This is a genomic window from Oerskovia sp. NPDC060287 (assembly GCF_042726775.1).
Lineage (GTDB): Bacteria > Actinomycetota > Actinomycetes > Actinomycetales > Cellulomonadaceae > Oerskovia > Oerskovia merdavium.
This window is the reverse complement of sequence record NZ_JBHXBO010000402.1, coordinates 1-1553: the sequence shown is the minus strand read 5'-3', so window position 1 is coordinate 1553 and position 1553 is coordinate 1. Positions and strand designations below refer to the sequence as shown.

Below are 1553 nucleotides of genomic sequence, written 5' to 3'. Positions count from 1 at the left end.
GCCTGCGGGACAGGCACGTCGTCTCGGTCATCGGCGACGGGGCGCTCACGGGCGGCATGGCCTGGGAGGCGCTCAACAACATCGCCGAGAGCCAGGACCGGCGCCTCGTGATCGTCGTCAACGACAACGGCCGCTCGTACTCGCCGACCATCGGCGGCATGGCGCACCACCTGTCGACGCTGCGCACCACGCGCGGCTACGAGAACTTCCTCGACTGGGGCAAGCGCACGCTCTCGCGCTCGGGCGCCCCCGGCCGGTTCGCGTACGAGTGGCTGCACGGGCTCAAGAAGGGCCTCAAGGACGTCGTCGCGCCCCAGGGCATGTTCGAGGACCTGGGCATCAAGTACGTGGGCCCGGTCGACGGCCACGACATCGAGGCGCTCGAGCACGCGTTCGTCCGCGCCCGTTCGTACGGGGCTCCCGTGATCGTGCACGTCATCACCGAGAAGGGCCGCGGCTACACCCCGGCCGAGCAGGACGTCGCGGACCGCTTCCACGCGGTGGGGCAGATCCACCCGGAGACCGGCCTGCCCGTCGCTCCCTCGCGCTTCGGCTGGACCTCGGTGTTCGCCGACGAGATCGTCAAGATCGGGCGGCGGCGCACCGACGTCGTCGCGATCACCGCGGCCATGCTGCACCCCGTGGGCCTCGCGCCCTTCGCCGAGGCGTTCCCCGAGCGCACGTTCGACGTGGGCATCGCCGAGCAGCACGCCGCGACGTCGGCCGCCGGCATGGCCTTCGCGGGCCTGCACCCCGTCGTCGCGGTCTACGCGACGTTCCTCAACCGCGCGTTCGACCAGGTCCTCATGGACGTGGCCCTGCACAAGGCCGGCGTGACGTTCGTGCTGGACCGCGCCGGGATCACGGGCGAGGACGGCGCGAGCCACAACGGCATGTGGGACATGGCCATGCTGCGCATCGTGCCGGGCCTGCACCTGGCTGCCCCGCGCGACGAGGCCACGCTGCGCGAGGCCCTGCGCCACGCGGTCGACATCGACGACGCCCCCTCGGTCGTGCGCTACCCCAAGGGCGCGGTCGTCGCGCCCATCCCCGCGATCGAGACGCTCGACGGCGTCGACGTGGTCGCGCGCCACGACGCCGCACCGGCCAAGAAGACCAAGGCCGCGGCAGCGGCGACCCGCAAGGTCCTGCTCGTGGGCGTCGGCTCCATGACGGGCACCGCCATGGCCGCGGGCGAGGCGCTCGCGGCCCACGGCGTCGAGGTCACGGTCGCGTCCCCCACCTGGGTCCTGCCGCTGCCCTCGGCGCTCGTCAAGCTCGCGGGCGAGCACGACCTGGTGGTCACGATCGAGGACGGCATCGCCGACGGCGGCGTGGGCTCGCTCCTGGGCCAGCGCGCGGTCGAGGCCGGGATCACGGTCCCCGTGGTCCCGCTGGGCCTGCCCACGGTCTTCCTGGACCACATGACGATCGACCAGGTGAAGACGACCCACCGCCTCACGGCGCAGGACGTCACGCGCGACGCGCTCACGGCGCTCGCGCTGCTCTGACCGAGCGGGTCGAGACGAGGACGGGGCACGGACCGCGCGGTC

General features: G+C 72.9%; 1 protein-coding gene. It reads left to right on the top strand.

The annotated features are described in order from the left end of the window. A partial coding sequence (locus tag ACFWFR_RS19315) for a 1-deoxy-D-xylulose-5-phosphate synthase N-terminal domain-containing protein (RefSeq protein WP_377624202.1) occupies positions 1 to 1511 on the top strand: 1511 nt, incomplete at its 5' end. Positions 1512 to 1553 lie beyond the last annotated feature (42 nt).